The organism is Bacillus sp. TSO22, from assembly GCF_020223595.1.
GTDB lineage: Bacteria > Bacillota > Bacilli > Bacillales > Bacillaceae > Bacillus > Bacillus inaquosorum.
In genome coordinates, this window is the sequence record NZ_JAHAWO010000011.1 from 143659 (window position 1) to 162290 (window position 18632).

Here is an 18632-nt window from a genome sequence, read left to right on the forward strand (position 1 = left end):
GATCGTTTGTGGGTAAGAAAATTCGCTTAACAACAGCACAAGCGCTGATTAAATTCTTAAACCAGCAGTACATCCATGTAGATGGAAAGGAAGAGCCTTTCGTTGAAGGGATTTTCACGATTTTCGGTCATGGAAACGTATTAGGGATCGGCCAGGCGCTTGAGCAGGATGCAGGCCATTTGAAAGTCTATCAAGGGAAAAACGAACAAGGAATGGCCCATGCCGCAATGGCGTACAGCAAGCAAATGCTGAGAAGAAAAATATATGCGGTCTCTACATCCGTCGGACCGGGAGCTGCTAACTTAGTGGCGGCAGCCGGCACTGCATTGGCAAATAATATCCCAGTTCTCTTAATTCCGGCAGATACATTTGCGACAAGACAGCCAGACCCTGTACTGCAGCAAATGGAGCAAGAATACAGTGCGGCGATTACAACAAACGATGCATTGAAACCTGTATCGAGATACTGGGACCGCATTACGCGCCCTGAGCAGCTCATGAGCAGTTTACTGCGCGCGTTTGAAGTCATGACTGATCCGGCAAAAGCAGGTCCGGCAACGATTTGCATTTCTCAGGATGTTGAAGGAGAAGCATACGACTTTGATGAAAGTTTCTTCGTCAAACGGGTTCACTATATTGATCGCATGCAGCCGAGCGAGCGCGAGCTTCAAGGTGCTGCGGAGCTGATTAAAGCCAGCAAAAATCCTGTGATCCTCGTCGGCGGAGGCGCAAAATACTCCGGCGCGCGCGATGAATTGGTTGCCATTTCTGAAGCGTATAACATTCCGTTAGTTGAAACGCAGGCAGGAAAGTCGACAGTTGAAGCTGATTTTGCGAACAACCTCGGCGGAATGGGTATCACAGGTACACTTGCGGCAAATAAAGCGGCCCGCCAAGCTGATTTGATTATCGGTATCGGTACAAGATATACGGATTTTGCGACATCCTCTAAGACCGCTTTTGATTTTGATAAAGCGAAGTTCCTGAACATCAATGTCAGCCGAATGCAGGCGTATAAACTCGACGCGTTCCAAGTGGTAGCGGATGCGAAAGTGACGCTTGGCAAACTGCATGGTTTGCTTGAAGGCTATAAGAGCGAATTCGGCTCCACGATCAAGGAGCTGAAGGATGAATGGCTCGCTGAACGCGAACGCCTCAGCAAAGTGACGTTTAAACGGGAAGCGTTTGATCCGGAAATCAAAAATCATTTCTCTCAGGAGATTCTAAATGAATACGCTGACGCGTTGAACACTGAGCTGCCGCAAACAACGGCATTGCTGACAATCAACGAGACGATTCCTGAAGACAGCGTGATCATCTGTTCAGCAGGTTCCCTTCCAGGAGATTTGCAGCGTTTGTGGCATTCTAATGTTCCGAATACGTATCACCTGGAGTACGGGTATTCCTGCATGGGCTATGAAGTGTCCGGCACACTGGGGCTTAAATTGGCCCACCCTGACAGAGAAGTGTATTCCATTGTCGGAGACGGCAGCTTCCTGATGCTTCACTCCGAGCTGATCACGGCGATTCAGTACAACAAGAAAATCAATGTGCTGCTCTTTGACAACTCTGGTTTTGGATGTATCAACAACCTTCAAATGGATCATGGCAGCGGCAGCTACTATTGTGAGTTCCGCACAGATGATAACCAAATTTTGAATGTTGATTACGCGAAAGTTGCTGAGGGATACGGTGCAAAATCCTACCGTGCCAACACAGTAGAAGAGTTAAAAGCGGCGTTAGAGGATGCGAAGAAACAGGACGTATCAACGTTAATTGAAATGAAGGTTCTGCCAAAAACAATGACTGACGGCTATGACAGCTGGTGGCATGTCGGCGTAGCAGAAGTGTCTAAACAAGAAAGCGTTCAGAAGGCATACGAAGCAAAAGAAAAAATGCTGGAATCTGCGAAGCAGTATTAGAGGGGAGGCTCATAGATGGGCAAAGATAAAATCCTGTGGGGCATTGCTCCTATTGGGTGGCGGAATGATGACATTCCTGAAATCGGAGCGGGAAACACACTTCAGCATTTGCTGAGTGATATCGTTGTCGCACGTTTTCAAGGTACGGAAGTCGGGGGCTTTTTCCCCGAACCGGCCATCCTGAACAAAGAGCTGAAACTTCGAAATTTAAGAATCGCGGGAAAATGGTTCAGCAGCTTTATCTTGCGTGACGGACTCGGTGAAGCGGCAAAGGCATTTACCCTGCATTGTGAGTATTTGCAACAAGTAAACGCGGATGTCGCAGTTGTCTCTGAACAAACACACAGTGTGCAAAGCTTGGAGAAAAATGTGTTCACAGAGAAGCCGCACTTTACGGATGATGAATGGGAACGGCTTTGCGAAGGGCTGAATCACCTTGGCAAAATTGCTGATCAGCATGGCTTGAAGCTTGTGTATCATCACCATCTTGGCACTGGCATCCAAACAGCAGAAGAAGTGGACCGCCTGATGGAAGGAACAGACCCTGCGCATGTACACCTCCTCTATGATACAGGGCATGCGTATATCTCTGACGGTGACTACATGGGAATGCTTGAGAAGCATATCGGCCGCATTAAGCATGTGCACTTTAAAGATGCCCGCCTGAATGTCATGGAACAATGCAGGCTTGGAGGGGAATCGTTTCGACAAGCATTTTTAAAAGGCATGTTCACGGTTCCCGGTGATGGATGCATTGACTTTAGAGAAGTATATCAGCTGCTGTTGAAGCACGATTACTCCGGATGGATTGTCGTTGAAGCTGAACAGGACCCCGATGTAGCTAACCCGCTTGAGTATGCATTGATCGCGAGAAACTATATTGATGAGCAGTTGTTGGATCTGGCTTAATGGGGACTGGATATATGGGCAATACCAATGCAGATTCGGCCTTCAATAAACGGACAATCGCGGCAGCATTGGCCAACTATATTGATGCCGGTTCGATTGTGGCTGGATCTGCCGGTTTATCGTTATGGGTCAGTTATCTAAAGCTATCTGATACACAAATCGGGCTGCTCGGCGCGCTAAGCGCAAATGCAATTTCTGCCGCTGTCGGCGCCCTGCTTGGCGGGTATCTGGCTGATAAAGTCGGGCGGAAGGCTGTTTATACCAATAGCATGCTGGTTTATGCATTAGGGATTTGTTTGGTTCTGTTTGGGGTTAATTTCCCCATGTTGTTAAGCGGTTACATGATTATCGGTTTATCAGTGGGAGCTGACATTACCGCATCATGGACCATTATTGCAGAAAATGCGCCAAAGAAAAATCGGGCCCGCCATTGCGGCGTGGCACAAGTCGCCTGGGCCGCGGGCGCTGTCGTTGTGCTGCTTCTCTCCGTACTGGTCGGTGATTTAGGCCTCTTGGGGAATAAAATCGTATTTGCCCATCTGCTTGTCATTGCGCTGATTACGTACATCCTGAGAATCAGGCTTCCCGAGTCAGATGCGTGGCAGCAGAAAAATCATCCCGCAGACATACAAACAGAGAAGCCGGCCGTACTGGACAAAACATCGTATTTTGATTTGCTCAAGCCAATGTATCTAAAAAGCATACTGTTTTTGATGGGTGTGTACTTGGTTTGGAATTTAGCCGCCGGTGTGATGGGCTTCTTTATGCCATACATTTATCAGCAGGTCGGCGGTGTATCTGCCAACATGGCAAACCTTTTGCAAATGGGACTGTTTATCTTCACAGGGTTGGGGGTCGCTTTCATCTTCATGCCCTTTGCCGACAAATATAGAAAAACCGTATTCGGAATCGCCGCTTTTATGGCGGTGATCGGATGGACGCTGTTTCTGCTGCCGGTTGAAGGCCTGCCGATTCTGCTCCTGTTTATTGTCGTGATCGGCATCAATAACGGAGCCGGGCAGCAAGCCAACTATCAGTTATGGGCCAGTGAAATCTTTCCTACGCAATATCGTGCTTCTGCACAAGGACTAATGTTTTTCCTCGTACGTATTTCAATAGGGATTTGGAGTCTGTTTGTCCCAATGATTATGACCAATTTCGGCATTGGAACGATGGCTGCAATTCTCCTCGGATGTGTGACGGCCAGTATGATCATCGGGCTTCTCTTCGCGCCGAATACGTCTGGCAAGTCGCTTGAACAAATTCAAGAGGAACTCTACGGATCTCCTCAGAGCCAAGTAAAGCAAGGAACAGAAAGCAAAATGATGTAACCAACAGAAGGAGTGGCTGTCAATGAGTTTACGTATGGGCGTAATTGGAACTGGAGCAATCGGAAAAGAACATATTAACCGCATCACGAACAAGCTGTCCGGCGCAGAAATCGTTGCTGTAACGGATGTCAATCAAGAAGCTGCACAAAAGGTTGTTGAGCAATATCAATTAAACGCGACGGTTTATCCGAATGATGACAGCCTGCTTGCAGACGAAAATGTAGATGCTGTCTTAGTGACTAGCTGGGGGCCTGCGCATGAATCGAGTGTGCTGAAAGCTATTAAAGCCCAGAAATATGTGTTCTGTGAAAAGCCGCTCGCGACAACGGCTGAAGGATGCATGCGCATCGTCGAAGCGGAAATGAAAGTGGGCAAACGCCTTGTTCAAGTCGGCTTCATGCGCCGTTATGACAGCGGTTACGTACAGCTGAAGGAAGCGCTCGACAACCATGTCATCGGCGAGCCGCTTATGATTCACTGCGCACACCGCAACCCGACTGTGGGAGATAACTACACAACGGATATGGCCGTAGTTGATACGCTTGTTCATGAAATTGATGTGCTGCACTGGCTCGTCAATGATGACTACGAGTCCGTTCAAGTTATCTATCCGAAGAAATCGAAAAATGCGCTTCCGCATTTAAAAGATCCGCAAATTGTATTGATTGAAACTAAAGGCGGCATCGTCATCAATGCTGAAATCTATGTGAACTGTAAATACGGCTATGACATTCAATGTGAAATCGTCGGAGAAGACGGCGTCATCAAGCTTCCTGAACCATCAAGCATCAGCATGAGAAAAGAAGGAAAATTCAGCACAGATATTCTGATGGATTGGCAGAGACGCTTTGTGGCTGCGTACGATGTGGAAATCCAAGACTTCATTGATTCGATTCAAAAGAAAGGCGAGGTCAGCGGCCCGACGGCATGGGACGGCTACATTGCTGCCGTTACGACTGACGCGTGTGTCAAAGCCCAGGAATCTGGACAAAAAGAAAAGGTTGAATTGAAGGAAAAACCGGAATTCTATCAATCTTTTACAACAGTAGAAAACTAAAAAAAGAGGAGTGAAAACATGAAATTAGCATTAGATCCATCAATGTATCGAGATGATTTAACGTTAGAGGAAATGGTCTATAAAACGGCAGAGCTTGGCTATGAATATATCGAGTTGTCGCCGCGTGAGGATTTCTGTCCATTTTATAAATATCCGAAAGTCGATTCAGCAAAGATCAAACAATTAAAGCGGCTTTTAAGGGATACAGGTGTTAAGCTTTCATCGCTCCTTCCTCTTTACCACTGGGCGGGTCCTGAAGAAGACCGCCGTCAGGCTGCAGTGCGCAATTGGAAACGGGCGATTGAAATTGCGGTTGAACTTGAAGTCGATTTGATGAACAGTGAATTCAGCGGTTCAAAATATGATCCTTTAACAAGTGAAGAAAAATTTATTAAATCCATGGATGAGCTTCTCCCAGTCTTTGAGAAAGAAGGCATTAAACTCAATCTTCAAGCCCACCCATACGATTTTATCGAAACGCACAAAGGTGCGATGGATATGATCCGCGCGCTTGACAAGGATTGGATCAATCTTGTCTACTCGACTGCGCATACGTTCTTCTATGATGACGGCAAAGGCGACATCGAGACCATGTTTGACGAAGCCGGCGACCGCCTCACACACGTTTTATTTGCAGATACCTTTAATCATAAAGCGGCTCACGGCCTGCGCTACATCGTCAATCCGCCTGACGCGAAAGTAACGGTTCACCAGCATTTGGACATTGGCCAAGGCGAGGTTGATTTTGAGACGATTTTCAGAAAGCTGAGAGAGATGAAGTTTGACGGAATTGCGACGAATGCCGTTTTTGCTTGGGTCGACGAAAGAGCGGATGAATCAAGCCGATTTATGCTTCGAAAAATGAAAGAAGAATTAGGTCTGGCATAAGCTGAGCATGGAGTTCGGCGGGATATGGCGAACAGCCTTCCTGCCGAACTCCCTTCATATCTAAAACGCAGATGGGGGAGTCTGACATGAAACTTTGTTTTAATGAAGCAACAACATTGGAAAACTCAAATCTTAAACAGGATTTAGAACTATGTGAAAAGCATGGCTATGATTATATTGAAATCCGCACAATGGATAAGCTGCCGGAGTACTTAAAAGACCAATCATTGGATGATCTTGCGGAATATTTTCAAACCCATCACATCAAACCTCTTGCCTTAAACGCACTCGTGTTCTTCAACAACCGTGATGAAAAGGGCCACAATGAGATCATCGCTGAATTTAAAGGCATGATGGAAACCTGCAAAACCCTCGGTGTGAAATATGTCGTGGCCGTTCCGCTTGTGACTGAGCAGAAGATTGTAAAAGAAGAGATCAAAAAGAGCAGTGTAGAGGTGCTGACTGAGCTTTCAGATATCGCGGAGCCGTACGGCGTAAAAATCGCGCTTGAATTTGTCGGCCACCCGCAATGTACGGTCAATACGTTTGAACAGGCGTACGACATCGTAAACACAGTCAACCGTGACAATGTCGGGCTTGTTCTTGACAGTTTCCACTTCCATGCAATGGGTTCAAATATTGAAAGCTTAAAGCAGGCGGACGGAAAGAAAATTTTCATCTATCATATCGACGATACCGAAGATTTCCCAATCGGCTTTTTAACGGATGAGGATCGTGTATGGCCGGGCCAAGGGGCGATTGACTTAGATGCCCACTTATCAGCCCTCAAGGAAATCGGCTTCTCTGATGTTGTATCGGTTGAGCTCTTCCGGCCTGAATACTATAAGCTGAGTGCTGAGGAAGCCATTCAAACAGCGAAAAAAACAACGGTTGATGTCGTATCAAAATACTTCAACATGTAATGGATAAAGGAGGGGTGAACATGGCTTTCGTATCGATGAAAGAGCTTCTTGAAGATGCAAAGCGGGAGCAATACGCAATTGGCCAGTTTAATATCAACGGCCTGCAATGGACGAAGGCGATTTTGCAGGCGGCGCAAAAGGAGCAATCACCGGTCATCGCCGCGGCTTCCGATCGCCTGGTTGACTATTTAGGCGGATTTAAAACGATTGCCGCCATGGTCGGCGCGTTAATGGAGGACATGGCGATTACCGTTCCGGTCGTGCTTCATCTCGATCATGGAAGCAGTGCGGAACGCTGCAGACAGGCTATTGATGCCGGATTCAGCTCAGTGATGATTGACGGCTCCCATCAGCCGATTGACGAGAATATCGTGATGACAAAAGAAGTCACCGATTATGCCGGAAAGCACGGCGTGTCAGTAGAAGCTGAAGTCGGCACGGTCGGCGGAATGGAAGACGGACTGGTCGGCGGGGTCCGCTATGCCGATATCACGGAATGTGAGCGGATCGTCAAAGAAACCAATATCGACGCGCTGGCCGCGGCCCTCGGCTCTGTACACGGCAAATATCAGGGTGAGCCGAATCTCGGATTTAAGGAAATGGAGGCTATCTCCCGCATGACTGATATTCCCCTCGTTCTTCACGGGGCATCCGGGATTCCGCAGGATCAGATTAAAAAAGCCATCACGCTCGGTCACGCGAAGATCAATATCAATACGGAATGTATGGTAGCCTGGACAGATGAAACACGCCGCATGTTTCAGGAAAACAGCGATCTGTACGAACCGCGCGGCTATATGACACCCGGCATTGAAGCTGTGGAAGAGACAGTGCGAAGCAAAATGAGAGAGTTCGGATCAGCCGGTAAAGCAGCTAAGCAGCAGGTCGGCTGAAGAGACCAGAAACCGCCGAGATGGCGGTTTTTTTGTGCGGTGTTGCGTCCATACGCCCAAAACGATTATGATGATGGCAGCAGTGTAAGAAACGGGAGTGGTTCAGTTTGAATAAGATCATGATTGTGGAAGACAGTGAAGACATTCGTGGACTGTTGCAGAATTACCTTGAAAAATACGGATATCAAACAGTGGTCACCGCGGATTTCACGGCTGTTCTTGATGTTTTTTTGCGGGAAAAGCCTGATGTAGTGCTGCTTGATATCAATTTGCCGGCATATGACGGATATTATTGGTGCCGCCAGATCCGCCAGCACTCCACAAGCCCGATCATTTTTATTTCAGCCAGAAGCGGGGAAATGGATCAGGTGATGGCGATTGAAAACGGGGGAGACGATTATATAGAAAAACCGTTTTCCTACGATATTGTGCTGGCGAAAATCAAAAGCCAGATCCGCAGGGCGTACGGGGAGTACGCCGCAAAGCAGGGGGAGAAAGTGGTTGAATATGCCGGCGTTCAGCTCTTTGTAGAACGGTTTGAACTGCGTTATCAGGATGAAAAAAGCGAGCTTTCTAAAAAAGAAAGTAAGCTTTTGGAAGTGCTGCTGGAGCGGGGAGAAAAGGTGACGGGTCGGGACCGTCTCATGGAAAAGACGTGGGACACCGACATTTTTGTCGATGATAATACACTTAACGTGTATATCACGCGGCTCAGAAAAAAACTGCGGGAGCTGAATGCGCCTGTTTCTATTGAACCGGTGCGGGGCGAAGGCTACCAGCTGAGGGCGCAGTCATGAAGCTGTTTCTCCGCTCTCATACAGTGCTGATTCTGCTTTTTCTCCTTCAAGGGCTGTTTGTCTTCTTTTATTACTGGTTTGCGGGTCTTCATTCTTTTTCTCACTTGTTTTACATATTGGGCGTGCAGCTTCTTATTTTGGCGGGCTATCTTGCCTACCGCTGGTACAAAGACCGCGGCGTGTATCATTGGCTCAGCTCGGGGCAGGAAGGGACGGATATCCCGTATCTTGGTTCTTCAGTGTTCTGTTCAGAGCTGTATGAAAAGCAGATGGAGCTGATCCGGCTGCAGCACCAAAAGCTCCATGAGATCGAAGCCAAGCTTGACGCGCGGGTGACGTATATGAATCAATGGGTGCATCAAGTAAAGACGCCGCTGTCGGTCATTAATTTAATCATTCAAGAAGAGGATGAGCCCGTTTTTGAACAAATCAAAAAAGAAGTCCGGCAGATTGAATTCGGGCTGGAGACGCTTCTTTATTCTTCAAGGCTCGACCTGTTTGAACGGGATTTTAAAATTGAAGCGGTTTCTCTGTCCGAGCTTCTTCAATCAGTCATTCAAAGCTATAAACGATTTTTTATTCAATACCGCGTTTATCCCAAAATGGACATTTGCGACGATCATTCGATTTACACCGATGCAAAATGGCTCAAATTTGCGATCGGCCAAGTGGTCACAAATGCGGTCAAGTATTCAGCAGGCAAGAGTGACAGACTTGAGCTGAATGTCTTCCGCGATGAAGACAGGACGGTGCTTGAAGTCAAAGATTACGGTGTCGGGATTCCCTCCCAAGATATCAAGCGGGTATTTGACCCTTATTACACCGGTGAAAACGGGCGGCGTTTCCAAGAATCTACGGGAATCGGCCTCCATCTCGTCAAAGAAATTACAGGTAAGCTCAATCATACAGTAGACATCAGCTCATCTCTCGGTGAAGGGACATCAGTTCGATTTTCATTTCTTACAAAAATGTAAGGCTGCGTTAAGAAAACAACATAGCTCGCTTTGATTCCCCTTGATAACATGGATGTATGTCAAGGGGATTTTTATGTTGAACGTCCCGGCACTACATGAAAGCAGCCCAGATCAACAAGAATAAAAACATAAGGAGGATTCTCATGGCGAATATGCTTGAAGTCAAACATATAAATAAAACCTATAAAGGACAAGTGTCCTATCAAGCCTTAAAGCAAATTTCATTTTCAATTGAAGAAGGCGAGTTCACGGCGGTGATGGGGCCGTCCGGGTCCGGAAAAACAACGCTTTTGAATATCATTTCAACGATCGACCGTCCGGATTCAGGCGATATCCTGATTCACGGAGAAAACCCGCATCGTCTGAAGCGGACAAAGCTCGCTCATTTCCGCCGCAAGCAGCTCGGATTTGTGTTTCAGGATTTCAACCTTCTGGACACGCTGACAATCGGTGAAAATATCATGCTGCCGTTAACGCTTGAAAAAGAAGCACCGTCTGTAATGAAAGAAAAACTGCAAGGCATCGCGACAAAGCTCGGTATCGAAAATCTGCTCAACAAACGGACGTTTGAAGTATCCGGAGGACAGCGCCAGCGTGCCGCCATCGCAAGAGCGGTCATTCATAAGCCGTCACTCATCCTGGCCGATGAACCGACGGGCAACCTTGATTCCAAAGCATCAAAAGACGTCATGGAAACGATGCAGAGCCTGAATCAGGATGATCATGTCACGGCTTTGATGGTGACCCACGATCCTGTTGCGGCAAGCTACTGCCGCCGCGTCATCTTTATAAAAGACGGCGAACTGTTTAATGAGATTTACCGCGGGGAAAACCGCCAAGTATTTTATGAACAAATTCTCGATGTGCTGTCTATGCTGGGGGGAAACGCAAATGACCTTTCTTCAGTTCGCTTATAAAAACGTCACGAGAAACAAAAGGGCCTATCTTGCATTCTTTTTAAGCAGCGCCTTTTCCGTTTTGATTTTCTTTACCTTTGCGATGTTCCTGTTTCATCCGGCATTAAAGGAAGGCTACCTGAATAACATCGCCAAAAAAGGCTTAACCGCTGCGGAATGGATGATCTTTGTTTTTTCTTTCTTATTTGTTCTGTATTCGGTTAACGCATTTTTGAAATCGAGAAATAAAGAATTCGGCATCCTGCTCATGCAGGGCATCACGCCGGGGCAGCTGAGAAAGCTCATTACTGCGGAAAATATGATCATCGGCGTCATGTCAATTGCAGCCGGTATTATCGGAGGATTCATTTTTTCAAAGACGTTCTTTACGGTCGGCGCTTATATTTTAGAAATGGACGCGCTGCCTTTGTATATGCCTTGGAAAGCGCTCGGTATTACGGCCGGCGGATTTCTGCTCTTATTTTTCCTTTTATCGCAGTTTACGATCCTTTTTGTCAGATCAAATACGGTTATCAAATTAATAAAGGGCACTGACAAGATTAAGCCGGAGCCTAAGCCGTCCGTGCTTCTGTCCTTATTCGGCATTGCCTGTCTGTGCGGCGGGTACGGTATGGTCCTTAAAGGCAATGTCCACGGGGCCGAACCGTTTATCATTTTACTGCTCACCGTCATCGGAACATATTTCTTTTTCAGCCAAAGCAGCATATGGGTTCTGCGCGCGCTGAAGAAGTGGAGAACCTTTTATCTGCGCGGGAAAAATGTCATTTGGGTTTCTGATCTTGTCTATCGTTTAAAAGACAACGCCCGCCTGTTCTTTATTGTCAGCATTATTTCAGCGGTTGCGTTTACTGCGACAGGCGTGCTCGCAATGTACAAATCGACCGTCGGAGCAGAAGAGTCCGCTTATGAGATGGAGTATATATCTTTTAGCAACAATCCAAAAGAACAGACTCATTTGAAAGATATTGACCATGAACTGAAAACACACGGCTTTACGTATAAGAAAGACAAAATAGATGTTTCCTATGTCCGCTATCAGGAAGGAGAAACTGTTCCCCCTGTTTACATGATCAGCAAATCGGATGTATCAAAATACTTCCATGTTAAGCTGAGCGGCCTGAAAAATGATGAGGCTGTCTACTTCCCGGGCACGTATGACCGCAATTTCAAAAACAAAGCGCCGGATCAGCTGAAGCTGCTGAACCAAAAAGGCAAGCTGTCTGGACAAAAACTGTCAGTAAAAGAAGTTAAAAAACCGCTGATTTCATTGAATGCCATCATCGCGGTGAACGATCAAACCTTTGATCAGCTTAAATCACTCGGTGATAAAGCGTCATTATACGGCTACAGCTACGATCATTGGAAAGACAGTCTTGGGATCAGCCAATCCTTGAAAAATGAGATTTACGGCAACTATATCGACGTTCATTCTGATTTTATGGCAAAAGCCGGGACTTACTATGATACAGTGCAGTTGCCGAGCCTGAGTTTATTTATCGGCCTGTTTATCGCAATTGTATTCTTTGTCGCGGCAGCAAGTTTCTTATATTTCAGGCTGTTCACTGATTTAGATGAAGACCGGGAGCGCTACCGTTCACTGGCCAAAATCGGCCTGAGTGAGCGTGAAATGGCACAAAGCGTGACAATACAATTGGCAATTCTTTTCTTCTTTCCATTTGTCATTGCCGTCATGCATACACTGTTTGCCTTGAGAACATTGGCTGTGGAAGGCTATTCCGATGTAGCGGGGCCGCTCAGTCTCACCATCGGAGGGTTTTTCATTTTTCAGCTTCTATTCTTCCTCGCGGTGCGGTCAAGCTATTTGAAAAAAATGAACAAGTAAGGGGAGTGCAAAGATGAAAAAAGCAATGGCAATCCTGGCCGTCTTGGCGGCTGGTGCCGTAATATGCGGGCTTCTCTTTTTTCATAACGATGTTACAGACAGATTTAATCCGTTTATTCACCAGCAAGATGTCTATGTGCAGATTGATCGAGATGGCAAACATCTTAGCCCAGGCGGTACTGAGTATACATTAGACGGATACAATGCATCCGGAAAAAAAGAAGAAGTGACCTTTTTCGCCGGCAAAGAGCTTCGGAAAAACGCGTATTTGAAGGTGAAGGCGAAAGGAAAGTATGTCGAGACTTGGGAAGAAGTCAGGTTTGAAGATATGCCGGACTCCGTACAGTCAAAATTAAAGTGAATCATAAAAAACGGCACAGCGTCATGACTGTGCCGTTTTTTTATTTTTTATTTTCTTCGGCCCGTTTGATCAGCATGTCGGTGATGATATCCACCTGTTTGCTGACAGAAATCGGATCGTACGGGTAGAACGTGTCAAAGTCATTGATAAACACGCGATTATGTTTGACAGCGTCTAGGTTTTTCCAAATAGAGGATTCCTTCAGCTTGTCGAGTGTTTTGCTTTCGCCTTTCGGATTGTAGTCCGTAATGAACATATAATCTGCGGCATACTCAGGAATCACCTCTTGAGAGAGCTGTTTCATCTCTCCTTTTTTGATGACATCTTGCTCAATTTTTTCAGGCGCTTTTAACCCAAGCGCGTTGTATACAGCTTGGCCGCCGCGTCCGCCATTGTCATTGAACACCCAGAATTCGCCTTTGTCCGTGTTTTCATAAATGCCGAAGGTCGCATCTTTGTCGATGACGCCGGCAATTTTCTTTTTGGCTGCTTCTGCTTTTTTGTTAAAGTCAGCCATAAATGATTTTGCTTCGTCTTTCGCTCCGGCGATATCCCCGAACATGCTGACTGTGTCTTCTACGTTTTTCGCTGTGTTATAAGGTATGACAACAGTCGGAGCGATTTTCTTTAATTTATCGACATTCTCTTCATTCATGACAACAATTAAGTCAGGCTGAAGCTCCATCACTTTTTCAACACTGATCGGATCACCGACATCCTTCACATCTTTCAGCTTTGATTTTAAAAACGGATTATCAAATGACCATGAGCCTGAGCCGACCACATTGGCCCCGACAGACAGCAATTCACCGGCATAAAAATCAGTGACGATGCGCTTTGGATGTGCAGGAATGTGGACGTTCCCTTTTGGTGATTTGTATGTTCTCATTTCTGTCTTTTCGGAAGCTGAATCACTTGAGCTACCTTTTGAAGCCGTGCCGCTGCAAGCACTGACAAACATGAGTAGAAGCACCAGCATGCCCACGAGCAATGTGTTCTTTTTCATCAAGAACCCCCCAATATGTATTTTTGGTTCATTAGTAATGATTATCATTATCAACTAATAATATAGCAAGAAACCCGTGCCCCGTCTATCACTATTTTAAAGAGGGAAAGTTTTTTCGTTTACAGGTGACGCGATTTGCGTAATCGATTATTATAGGTAAATAGGAGGAGAAAAATATGGGAATTACAAAAAGAGGTGCCGCTTGGGAATGGCTGCATAGCTGGTGGATGCTGTTTATTTTCATGCCTTTTGCCATTACCAGTTTTTTTGCCTTTTTATTTATTGGCATCAAGGTGAGAAATAGAAAGTGGATTATGTACGGAATCATTTATTTTTTCGTATTTGCGTTTGGTTTTGTGCTGCCCGATCTGCCCGGTGTTTTTATTGTGGTCCCGTTGTGGGCTGTAACCATTATTCACGGTTTTAAAGTGCGTCCGCTGTATTTGATTCAGCTGGATGTCTACAAAGATCATGTAGAGGCACGAGCTTTTGCCGAGGCAAGAAGTGAAGCCGAGAGCAGATTTCATGCACCAAAACAGTCAATTCAAGATATACATATTCGAAAAGAACAGTAAGAAAAAAAGCTCAACACTAGCATTGTGTTGAGCTTTTTATATGTTACTGCTGATAGGATTGCTGTTGGAATGGCGTGTTTTGGCCGAATGGAAGTGTAGACACATTCGTATTCATCACGCTGGATTGCCCAGTGAGTTCCTGCTGCATTTGGTTGCACATGTTGACAACCTGCTGGCATTTTTGAATCGCCATGTCATGTCCGTGCAGCGCTTGCTGAATGGTATGTGCAGCTTGTTGTTCGTGGTTTAGAATCTGCTGCAGCATTTGGATGTTTTGCTGCTCCTGATGAAGCATTTGGCGATATTGCTGGCTGCTTTGCTGTGTTTGCTGAATGAGCTGCTGAGCAGTCTGGCGGCATTGGTTTAGCTGCTGCAAGCCGTGTTGTGTATTATGCATGAATGATCCCTCCAGTATCGATTGACGTGAGTCGGTATTATCATGCAACCTGATTGAAAAGAAATTCTGCAAATGAGGAACTACAATTATTTTCCTTACCCCCTCTATCTTTGAATGAAAACGGTAAAGATTGTATACTTGTACAAACCCTTTTTATGTAAATGGTGCGCTTTAATACCATAAGAAGTGCGGAAAACGAAACCCTGAAATCAGGAGAATCGTATTCCGCTTTTTTCTGTGCCTGCTTCAAAAACCGCCTTCGCCTGCAGTAAATGGGATATTCAGCCTGTTTTCTACTGTACGGAGGCGCTGATTGAGCCGGTTTAAGCGGCGTGTATGGCGTTCAACAGCCTGGCTTAGCTGATTGACCTGTTCGGCAATCCGTGCAATTTCCCGATTTTGACGGCGGTCTTCGTTTGTCAGACGGGTTAATTCTCTCGACTGCTGTTCATTTTGCCGTTCAAGTGCTGCGATTCTTCTTTCCAATGCCGGCTGTCTGTCCATTTGGTATGGATCGTATACATCCTGCTGCGGATAAGAATTGTACTCATAGTGGCTATAGTAAGGTTCCTGCTGAGGCAGCTGAGGGCTGTAATATTGATAAGGGTTCATGTGATCAGTCTCCTTAAAAAATGTAAATGTGGGTGAATTCCTTATAACTTATGTAGTCATTGGCACAGTGCCACGGCATTCGCCCAAAAAGAGGAGGAAAGGATGTGATCTCCTTGAGAAACAAATATAACATTTTGCTTTTAACTGCTGTATTCATCATGGTATCGGGCTGCCAACAACAAAGGGAGGAGACGCCGTTTTATTACGGAACGTGGGATGAGGGAATTACTCCCGGGCCCATGGACGGCGTGAAATCAGCAACAGTCACATTTACCAAAGACGAGGTAGTGGAGACGGAAGTCATTGAAGGAAGAGGAGAGGTGCAGCTGCCATTTATGGCGTATAAGGTGATTTCCCAAAGCACTGACGGGTCCATTGAGATTCAGTATCTCGGCTCCTATTATCCGCTCAAAAGCACGCTGAAAAGAGGAGAAAACGGGACGTTGATCTGGGAGCAAAATGGCCAGACAAAAACGATGACAAGAATCGAATCAAAAACAGGCAAGGAGGAGAAAGATGAGAAATAAAAAAGCAGAAAGACTGGTGGTAACAGGACTTATTTTACATATCATTCAGTGGCTATTTATATTATGGGCTTTTCTCAAGATCAAACACTTATTTAGTGACTATACGATCTATAACCCTAATGTCATCAGCGGATCGATGCAGTCCTTATCGTTTATACAAATGCTGCGCGCTATGATCTACTCAGGGGCAATCGTGAATTATGTATTGTTTATTGCGCTTCTATTGCTTATTTATTGTGTTGTGCTTCATGCCATCTTGATTGTTCTGGAAATGGCCGCTTACGTCATGATCAGACGAAACCCCGCATCTTCATGGGTATTCTTTTTGATGGCAGCGGGAGTAAAGCTTGCCATCTTGAATATCACCGGCATTCCTTTTTTAGCTGCCGGCTTCCTGCTGATGAAACAGGAAAAAGCAGAAAACGGCGGCATGGAGACGGAAAGAATGCGGAAACCGCGCACGCGTATCCGAAGACAAGGCCGGCGTCTAAACAGAATCCGGAGAAAATCATCTCTTCAGGTTGAATATCAAAAAGAAAAAACGATATGATGGGACTATAGCCTGAAAACGACATGAAGGAGATGCAGGATGTACAAACTAATTGCAATTGATATGGACGGAACACTTTTAAATGATCATCATGAAGTAACAGAGGAGGTCCGCAACGCGCTTCACGCGGCAAAAGCGGAAGGTGTCAAAATTGTGCTTTGCACCGGCCGGCCTATCGGGGGCGTGCGGAGATATTTAGATGAATTAAATTTAATTGAAGAAGGTGACTATGTCATCGCGTATAACGGAGCGCTTGTTCAAAATACGCATACAAATGAAGTGGTCACGGAGCTGTCTCTCGGATATGATGATTTGGCTTCATTATATGACCTGAGCTTAGAGCTGAAGACGCCGATGCATTTCTTTGACTCATCTAACCTGTATACGCCTAACCGGGATATCAGTGAATTTACTGTATACGAATCCTATGTGACACAAGTGCCGCTTCATTACCGCAAGATTGACGAGGTGCCAAAAGATATCCTCATCCCGAAAGTGATGTTTATTGATAAACCGGAGAACTTAAGCCGCGTCATTACATCAATTCCAAAAGACGTGAGAGAAAAATATACGATGGTCAGAAGCGCGCCTTTCTTTTATGAAATTCTTCATCCTGAAGCCAGTAAAGGAAATGCCGTACGTCAGCTGGCGCAGCTGCTTGGAATTGAACAGGAGGAAGTTATGTGCATAGGCGACAACGGGAACGACCTGACAATGATTGAATGGGCGGGCTGCGGCGTTGCCATGGCAAACGCCATCCCAGAAGTATTGGAAGCCGCAAACTTTCAAACACGTTCCAACAATGAACATGGTGTTGCGCATGCCATTCACGAGCTTGTTTTGGCGAAATAATGAAATCCAGCCTCTTAGAAGGCTGGATTTTTTGTTATCTCGGCTTTATTGTGCCAAGTACGGTCTGTCTTTTTGCGGAATGGACGCTAAGATTTCTTTTCCTGCTGCAGAGGCCTGTAGAAATAAAAAGGAAGCAATCACCATAAACATCAGCATAGTACATTTTTTTCTCATGAACGAATCTCATTACCTTTCTTTTGGAAGGTAATGTTAATCTTTTGACGAACCTATTTGACTTTCGTTATGCTGATAAAACAAGTTGTTCACAAAATGTATGATTTTATCCTGAATTGAAAGGGGACTGAATCAGATGTGCACAAGTCTTACATTGCAAACTGCTGACCGGAATCATTTATTAGCGAGGACAATGGATTTCGCATTTCAGCTGGGGACGGAGGTCATTCTCTATCCGCGCCGTTACAACTGGAAGAGTGAAGCTGACGGAAAGGTGCATCAAACACAGTACGCGTTTATCGGTATGGGGAGAAAACTTGGAAATATATTATTTGCCGACGGTGTTAATGAAAGCGGTTTATCTTGTGCGACGCTTTATTTTATGGGATATGCGGAGTACGAAAAAACGATACGGGGAGACGGCGTTCATATTGCCCCGCATGAGTTTGTAACATGGGCGCTGTCAGCCTGCAAGTCTTTGGAAGACGTAAAAGAAAAGATCCACTCTTTAACGATTGTGGAGAAGAAATTAGATCTATTGGATACAGTTTTACCGCTGCACTGGATATTGTCAGACCGGACGGGACGCAGCCTGACGATAGAACCGAGAGCAGACGGCATCAAAATCTATGACAATCAACCAGGTGTCATGACGAACAGCCCCGACTTTTTATGGCATGTGAGCAATCTTCGGCAATATATAGGAATAAGGCCGAAACAATTCGAGAGCAAGGAGATGGGCGGATTAACGCTGTCCGCTTTTGGCCAAGGCTCGGGTACTGTGGGTCTGCCGGGAGATTATACACCGCCTTCACGGTTTGTCAGAGCTGTTTTTCTGAAAGAACATCTAGAGACGGCGGCAGATGAAACGAAAGGAGTATCAGCAGCTTTTCAGCTTTTGGCAAACATGGCGATACCAAAGGGTGCTGTAATAACGGAAGAAGACGAAATTGATTATACGCAATATACTTCTGTGATGTGCAACGACACGGGAAACTACTACTTTCACCACTACGACAATCGGCAAATCCAAAAAGTAAGTTTATTTCATGAAGACCTTGACCGTTTGGAGCCTAAAGTGTTTTCCGCTAAAGCAGAAGAAAATATTCTAGAGCTTAATTAAG

The 18632-nt window shown here is 45.7% G+C and carries 21 protein-coding genes; 17 read left to right on the forward strand and 4 right to left on the reverse strand.

From position 1 onward, the window contains the following. Positions 1 to 8 precede the first annotated feature (8 nt). The 12 genes from iolD (at position 9) to KHQ79_RS13100 (ending at position 12815) form a co-directional block, all read left to right on the forward strand. Positions 9 to 1922: a 3D-(3,5/4)-trihydroxycyclohexane-1,2-dione acylhydrolase (decyclizing) gene (gene iolD / locus KHQ79_RS13045; RefSeq protein WP_225515489.1), complete on the forward strand. Its 1914-nt coding sequence runs from the start codon at positions 9 to 11 to the stop codon at positions 1920 to 1922. Positions 1923 to 1937: 15 nt separating this feature from the next. After that, the gene (gene iolE, locus KHQ79_RS13050) at positions 1938 to 2831 is read left to right on the forward strand and encodes a myo-inosose-2 dehydratase (RefSeq protein WP_010790454.1); all 894 of its coding nucleotides are present in this window, start codon (positions 1938 to 1940) and stop codon (positions 2829 to 2831) included. Between the two features lie 14 nt (positions 2832 to 2845). Beyond that, positions 2846 to 4162 (forward strand): myo-inositol transporter IolF, encoded by a 1317-nt coding sequence (gene iolF / locus KHQ79_RS13055; RefSeq protein WP_225515491.1) that lies wholly within the window; start codon positions 2846 to 2848, stop codon positions 4160 to 4162. Positions 4163 to 4184: 22 nt separating this feature from the next. Next, on the forward strand, positions 4185 to 5219 hold the full coding sequence (gene iolG / locus KHQ79_RS13060) for a bifunctional inositol 2-dehydrogenase/D-chiro-inositol 1-dehydrogenase (RefSeq protein WP_225515493.1): 1035 nt from the start codon (positions 4185 to 4187) through the stop codon (positions 5217 to 5219). Between the two features lie 18 nt (positions 5220 to 5237). Beyond that, entirely contained in the window at positions 5238 to 6107 is an 870-nt protein-coding gene (locus KHQ79_RS13065; protein ID WP_003236377.1) for a sugar phosphate isomerase/epimerase family protein, read from the forward strand. An 86-nt stretch (positions 6108 to 6193) separates the two neighbouring features. Beyond that, complete coding sequence (gene iolI, locus KHQ79_RS13070; protein ID WP_225515495.1) at positions 6194 to 7030, forward strand: 2-keto-myo-inositol isomerase; 837 nt, start codon at positions 6194 to 6196, stop codon at positions 7028 to 7030. Positions 7031 to 7050: 20 nt separating this feature from the next. Beyond that, complete coding sequence (iolJ, locus tag KHQ79_RS13075) at positions 7051 to 7923, forward strand: 6-phospho-5-dehydro-2-deoxy-D-gluconate aldolase (protein ID WP_225515497.1); 873 nt, start codon at positions 7051 to 7053, stop codon at positions 7921 to 7923. 107 nt (positions 7924 to 8030) lie between these two features. Next, a complete protein-coding gene (yxdJ, locus tag KHQ79_RS13080) occupies positions 8031 to 8720 on the forward strand; it encodes a two-component system response regulator YxdJ (protein WP_003236371.1) in 690 nt (229 codons plus the stop codon). Continuing rightward, entirely contained in the window at positions 8717 to 9694 is a 978-nt protein-coding gene (gene yxdK, locus KHQ79_RS13085) for a two-component system sensor histidine kinase YxdK (protein ID WP_225515499.1), read from the forward strand. The genes yxdJ and yxdK overlap by 4 nt, the downstream gene beginning before the upstream one ends. A gap of 143 nt (positions 9695 to 9837) precedes the next feature. After that, positions 9838 to 10611, forward strand: coding sequence for an ABC transporter ATP-binding protein YxdL (gene yxdL, locus KHQ79_RS13090; RefSeq protein WP_003236367.1), 774 nt, complete (start codon positions 9838 to 9840; stop codon positions 10609 to 10611). Continuing rightward, the gene (gene yxdM / locus KHQ79_RS13095) at positions 10586 to 12454 is read left to right on the forward strand and encodes an ABC transporter permease YxdM (RefSeq protein ID WP_225515501.1); all 1869 of its coding nucleotides are present in this window, start codon (positions 10586 to 10588) and stop codon (positions 12452 to 12454) included. The genes yxdL and yxdM overlap by 26 nt, the downstream gene beginning before the upstream one ends. 13 nt (positions 12455 to 12467) lie before the next feature. Then, on the forward strand, positions 12468 to 12815 hold the full coding sequence (locus KHQ79_RS13100) for a YxeA family protein (RefSeq protein WP_225515503.1): 348 nt from the start codon (positions 12468 to 12470) through the stop codon (positions 12813 to 12815). A gap of 40 nt (positions 12816 to 12855) precedes the next feature. Here the strand turns inward: KHQ79_RS13100 and KHQ79_RS13105 are convergent, their stop codons facing one another. Beyond that, entirely contained in the window at positions 12856 to 13821 is a 966-nt protein-coding gene (locus tag KHQ79_RS13105) for an iron-hydroxamate ABC transporter substrate-binding protein (protein WP_225515505.1), read from the reverse strand. A 176-nt stretch (positions 13822 to 13997) separates the two neighbouring features. Between KHQ79_RS13105 and KHQ79_RS13110 the strand changes: the two genes are divergently transcribed. Next, complete coding sequence (locus tag KHQ79_RS13110; RefSeq protein WP_003236358.1) at positions 13998 to 14396, forward strand: hypothetical protein; 399 nt, start codon at positions 13998 to 14000, stop codon at positions 14394 to 14396. Between the two features lie 43 nt (positions 14397 to 14439). Here KHQ79_RS13110 and KHQ79_RS13115 read toward each other — a convergent pair whose 3' ends face one another. Then, on the reverse strand, positions 14440 to 14793 hold the full coding sequence (locus tag KHQ79_RS13115; protein ID WP_003236356.1) for a hypothetical protein: 354 nt from the start codon (positions 14791 to 14793) through the stop codon (positions 14440 to 14442). Positions 14794 to 15039: 246 nt separating this feature from the next. Further along, entirely contained in the window at positions 15040 to 15405 is a 366-nt protein-coding gene (cotNE, locus tag KHQ79_RS13120) for an inner spore coat protein CotNE (RefSeq protein WP_003236354.1), read from the reverse strand. A gap of 158 nt (positions 15406 to 15563) precedes the next feature. On the opposite strand from cotNE, the gene KHQ79_RS13125 reads away from it, so the two are divergent. The 3 genes from KHQ79_RS13125 to yidA are packed head-to-tail and all read left to right on the forward strand — an operon-like array spanning position 15564 to position 17334. Further along, the gene (locus tag KHQ79_RS13125) at positions 15564 to 15932 is read left to right on the forward strand and encodes a DUF3255 family protein (protein WP_088112531.1); all 369 of its coding nucleotides are present in this window, start codon (positions 15564 to 15566) and stop codon (positions 15930 to 15932) included. Beyond that, positions 15922 to 16482 (forward strand): hypothetical protein, encoded by a 561-nt coding sequence (locus KHQ79_RS13130; protein ID WP_225515506.1) that lies wholly within the window; start codon positions 15922 to 15924, stop codon positions 16480 to 16482. The genes KHQ79_RS13125 and KHQ79_RS13130 overlap by 11 nt, the downstream gene beginning before the upstream one ends. Positions 16483 to 16521: 39 nt before the next feature. Then, positions 16522 to 17334: a sugar-phosphatase gene (gene yidA, locus KHQ79_RS13135; RefSeq protein WP_225515508.1), complete on the forward strand. Its 813-nt coding sequence runs from the start codon at positions 16522 to 16524 to the stop codon at positions 17332 to 17334. A gap of 45 nt (positions 17335 to 17379) precedes the next feature. On the opposite strand, the gene KHQ79_RS22245 is transcribed toward yidA, so the two are convergent. Next, positions 17380 to 17508, reverse strand: a complete 129-nt coding sequence (locus tag KHQ79_RS22245; protein WP_268280840.1) for a hypothetical protein — start codon at positions 17506 to 17508, stop codon at positions 17380 to 17382. Positions 17509 to 17644: 136 nt separating this feature from the next. Here KHQ79_RS22245 and KHQ79_RS13140 point away from each other — a divergent pair, with 136 nt between their 5' ends. Beyond that, entirely contained in the window at positions 17645 to 18631 is a 987-nt protein-coding gene (locus tag KHQ79_RS13140; RefSeq protein WP_225515510.1) for a choloylglycine hydrolase family protein, read from the forward strand. Position 18632: the final 1 nt, after the last annotated feature.

Coding starts and splice junctions, on each gene's coding strand:
- iolJ (WP_225515497.1), top strand. CDS start 7,051: ATGGCTTTCGTATCGATGAAAGAGCTTCTTGAAGATGCAAAGCGGGAG.
- KHQ79_RS22245 (WP_268280840.1), bottom strand. CDS start 17,508: ATGAGAAAAAAATGTACTATGCTGATGTTTATGGTGATTGCTTCCTTT.
- KHQ79_RS13110 (WP_003236358.1), top strand. CDS start 13,998: ATGGGAATTACAAAAAGAGGTGCCGCTTGGGAATGGCTGCATAGCTGG.
- KHQ79_RS13140 (WP_225515510.1), top strand. CDS start 17,645: ATGTGCACAAGTCTTACATTGCAAACTGCTGACCGGAATCATTTATTA.
- yidA (WP_225515508.1), top strand. CDS start 16,522: ATGTACAAACTAATTGCAATTGATATGGACGGAACACTTTTAAATGAT.
- yxdL (WP_003236367.1), top strand. CDS start 9,838: ATGGCGAATATGCTTGAAGTCAAACATATAAATAAAACCTATAAAGGA.
- iolE (WP_010790454.1), top strand. CDS start 1,938: ATGGGCAAAGATAAAATCCTGTGGGGCATTGCTCCTATTGGGTGGCGG.
- yxdM (WP_225515501.1), top strand. CDS start 10,586: ATGACCTTTCTTCAGTTCGCTTATAAAAACGTCACGAGAAACAAAAGG.
- KHQ79_RS13065 (WP_003236377.1), top strand. CDS start 5,238: ATGAAATTAGCATTAGATCCATCAATGTATCGAGATGATTTAACGTTA.
- cotNE (WP_003236354.1), bottom strand. CDS start 15,405: ATGAACCCTTATCAATATTACAGCCCTCAGCTGCCTCAGCAGGAACCT.
- KHQ79_RS13130 (WP_225515506.1), top strand. CDS start 15,922: ATGAGAAATAAAAAAGCAGAAAGACTGGTGGTAACAGGACTTATTTTA.
- iolG (WP_225515493.1), top strand. CDS start 4,185: ATGAGTTTACGTATGGGCGTAATTGGAACTGGAGCAATCGGAAAAGAA.
- iolF (WP_225515491.1), top strand. CDS start 2,846: ATGGGCAATACCAATGCAGATTCGGCCTTCAATAAACGGACAATCGCG.
- yxdK (WP_225515499.1), top strand. CDS start 8,717: ATGAAGCTGTTTCTCCGCTCTCATACAGTGCTGATTCTGCTTTTTCTC.
- KHQ79_RS13115 (WP_003236356.1), bottom strand. CDS start 14,793: ATGCATAATACACAACACGGCTTGCAGCAGCTAAACCAATGCCGCCAG.
- KHQ79_RS13125 (WP_088112531.1), top strand. CDS start 15,564: ATGGTATCGGGCTGCCAACAACAAAGGGAGGAGACGCCGTTTTATTAC.
- KHQ79_RS13105 (WP_225515505.1), bottom strand. CDS start 13,821: ATGAAAAAGAACACATTGCTCGTGGGCATGCTGGTGCTTCTACTCATG.
- KHQ79_RS13100 (WP_225515503.1), top strand. CDS start 12,468: ATGAAAAAAGCAATGGCAATCCTGGCCGTCTTGGCGGCTGGTGCCGTA.
- iolI (WP_225515495.1), top strand. CDS start 6,194: ATGAAACTTTGTTTTAATGAAGCAACAACATTGGAAAACTCAAATCTT.